The organism is Lyngbya sp. CCY1209 (assembly GCF_055795065.1).
Genome location: NZ_JAYFER010000216.1, coordinates 2501 through 5716 on the forward strand (window position 1 = coordinate 2501; position 3216 = coordinate 5716).

The following is a 3216-nucleotide window of genomic DNA, read 5'->3' on the forward strand; positions in this document are numbered from 1 at the left end:
TTTCACGGGCTCCGTGCTACTCGGGATGCGGCCGAGCCGTTCGGGCTTTCAACTACAGGACTTTCACCTTCTCTGGTGCAGTTTTCAACTGCTTCGTTTAGCCGTTCCGGTCTCTGATGGCCGTCCCACTACCCCCACCGGTAAACCGATGGGTTTAGGCTGTTTCCCGTTCGCTCACCGCTACTGAGGAAATCGCTTTTGCTTTCTCTTCCTCCGGCTACTAAGATGTTTCAGTTCACCGGGTTCGCTCGAACTGGCCTATGGATTCAGCCAGCCGTTGTTGGGTTGCCCCATTCGGATATCTTCGGCTCAATGCTTGCTTCCAGCTCCCCGAAGCCTTTCGTGGGTCGCCACGTCCTTCTTCGCCTCTGTGTGCCTAGGGATCCACCGTTAGCCCTTTGTAGCTTGACCACTACTTTTTGGGACTGTCTTTTTCGACGTTTTCCCTACACCTATGACTTTTCTCTATGCAGTTTTCAAGGTTCTGGCTGGAACTGATGTCCAGCTTCCTGACTCGGGAAGTGAATTCCACGATTGAGGAGCTGCACCGTTCGTTTTTTGGCAGTTGACGCTCTCCACTGTTTCTCCTGTTCATCTCATTGACGATTGGGAGAGTGGAGGTAAGCGGACTCGAACCGCTGACTTCTGCCGTGCAAAGGCAGCGCTCTACCAACTGAGCTATACCCCCAGTCCTCGGCTGAGGTGGGCCATCCTGGACTTGAACCAGGGACCTCACCCTTATCAGGGGTGCGCTCTAACCACCTGAGCTAATAGCCCATGTTCCGAACCCGATCATAGTTTGAAAGCTCTTTGACCGTCCCCCGTCCGACCTGAGGATGACCTCAAGATTCGGCTTTAAGTGATAGCGCGATTCTCGAAGTGGGTCTCCCTAAAAAGGAGGTGATCCAGCCACACCTTCCGGTACGGCTACCTTGTTACGACTTCACCCCAGTCATCAGCCCTGCCTTCGGCACCCTCCTCCGCGAACGGTTAGAGTAATGACTTCGGGCATGGCTAACTTCCATGGTGTGACGGGCGGTGTGTACAAGGCCCGGGAACGGATTCACCGCAGTATGCTGACCTGCGATTACTAGCGATTCCTCCTTCATGCAGGCGAGTTGCAGCCTGCAATCTGAACTGAGGAGAAGTTTCTGGGATTGGCTCGGACTCGCGTCTTGGCTACCCTTTGTCTTCCCCATTGTAGTACGTGTGTCGCCCAGGACGTAAGGGGCATGATGACTTGACGTCATCCCCACCTTCCTCCGGTTTGTCACCGGCAGTCTCCCTAAAGTGCCCAACTTAATGCTGGCAACTAAGGACGAGGGTTGCGCTCGTTGCGGGACTTAACCCAACATCTCACGACACGAGCTGACGACAGCCATGCACCACCTGTGTTCCGGCTCCCGAAGGCACCCCCGAGTTTCCCCGGGGTTCCGGACATGTCAAGCCCTGGTAAGGTTCTTCGCGTTGCATCGAATTAAACCACATACTCCACCGCTTGTGCGGGCCCCCGTCAATTCCTTTGAGTTTCACACTTGCGTGCGTACTCCCCAGGCGGGAGACTTAACGCGTTAGCTTCGGCACTGCCCGGGTCGATACAGGCAACACCTAGTCTCCATCGTTTACGGCTAGGACTACTGGGGTATCTAATCCCATTCGCTCCCCTAGCTTTCGTCCCTGAGTGTCAGTTGCGGCCCAGCAGAGCGCTTTCGCCACCGGTGTTCTTCCCGATCTCTACGCATTTCACCGCTACACCGGGAATTCCCTCTGCCCCTACCGCACTCTAGCTGTTCAGTTTCCACTGCCGGTCAGGAGTTGAGCCCCTGGTTTTGACAGCAGACTTGAACGGCCACCTGCGGACGCTTTACGCCCAATCATTCCGGATAACGCTTGCCTCCTCCGTATTACCGCGGCTGCTGGCACGGAGTTAGCCGAGGCTGATTCCTCAAGTACCGTCAGAACTTCTTCCTTGAGAAAAGGGGTTTACAACCCAAGAGCCTTCCTCCCCCACGCGGTCTTGCTCCGTCAGGCTTGCGCCCATTGCGGAAAATTCCCCACTGCTGCCTCCCGTAGGAGTCTGGGCCGTGTCTCAGTCCCAGTGTGGCTGATCGTCCTCTCAGACCAGCTACTGATCGTCGCCTTGGTGGGCTTTTACCCCCCCAACTAGCTAATCAGACGCGAGCTCATCTCCAGGCGATTAATCGTTTCACCTTGCGGCTCATCCGGGATTAGCAGAAGTTTCCCTCTGTTGTCCCCGTCCTGGAGGCAGATTCTCACGCGTTACTCACCCGTCCGCCACTAGCTCCGAAGAGCCCGTTCGACTTGCATGTGTTAAGCAGACCGCCAGCGTTCATCCTGAGCCAGGATCAAACTCTCCGTGGTGTGAACTCGAAAGTCCACCTTTTGAGCGATGAGTTCGGCTTGCTTTTTCCGAACTCCTGGCTTAGAATCGAGTCATCTCTCAGCGAGCTGAAAGCGACTCTTAATTTTGTTGACCCGGGGTGGTCATTAAGCTTTCAAACTATTGATTTGTCTAGGTTCGGGCGCTGTCCGGTTCGTTGCCTCTCCGTCGAGCGCATTTACCAATGTAGCCGAACCCTATGGGATTGTCAACACTTTTTGGGAAAATTTTTGATTTTTTTTGCGGGCGACAGCCGCAACGCCCTCCCAACAGGGGTTTCGCCTCGAAATTTTTTTTTGACTTTTGGGGGATGATGTCTCCTTCCACGGAGTGGACGCCCCCCGGAAGACTGAAATGGGACTCCGGGGACGGGGCGAGTCGGACGGGGTCAGTTGGGCCGGGGACTCGGGGGCGATCGCAGCATATATATATCCGGGGGTAAGGGTGGGGGACTCGGGAAGGATCTAAGCCCAACAACTTATAAGAAATGGTAGGGGGGCAGCGCCGGGCTGAGATTGAGCTCCCAGGCACTCATATTCTGTTGCTGTTGATGCCACCACTCGATCAGGGTCGATTCCCTCTCGCGGGGGATGAGTATGTAAATGCGTTCCGTCCCAGCTTGGGGTGGGACTCTCACCCAGTTGGGGTAGGTGTGGCCGATCGCATCGAGAAATTGTTGCCACTCCCGGGTTTGTTGCCGTTGGTAGTCGAGTTGCTGTTGGTGGCGGCGCTTTTTTTCCAAAAAGTAGGCCCGCCCTTGGCTCGGCTCCGGTTCCGTCGGTGGCTCCGGCCGAACGTAGTCTCGGGGAACTCCC

1 protein-coding gene, 2 tRNA genes and 2 rRNA genes (1 of these 5 running past the window's edge) are annotated in these 3216 nt (G+C 55.7%); all 5 read right to left on the minus strand.

The window, feature by feature from the left end; all coding sequences use genetic code 11:
• Window positions 1–411, minus strand: a 23S ribosomal RNA gene (locus AC0QHF_RS04485) (it extends 2470 nt beyond the left edge of the window).
• Between the two features lie 204 nt (window positions 412–615).
• A tRNA-Ala gene (locus AC0QHF_RS04490) sits at window positions 616–688 on the minus strand.
• 15 nt (window positions 689–703) lie between these two features.
• A tRNA-Ile gene (locus tag AC0QHF_RS04495) sits at window positions 704–777 on the minus strand.
• A gap of 116 nt (window positions 778–893) precedes the next feature.
• A 16S ribosomal RNA gene (locus AC0QHF_RS04500) occupies window positions 894–2382 on the minus strand.
• Together the 16S and 23S rRNA genes with 2 tRNA genes alongside form the textbook arrangement of a ribosomal RNA operon.
• Before the next feature lie 497 nt (window positions 2383–2879).
• The coding region (locus AC0QHF_RS04505) for a GvpL/GvpF family gas vesicle protein (protein ID WP_324702988.1) at window positions 2880–3216 on the minus strand (337 nt) is incomplete at its 5' end.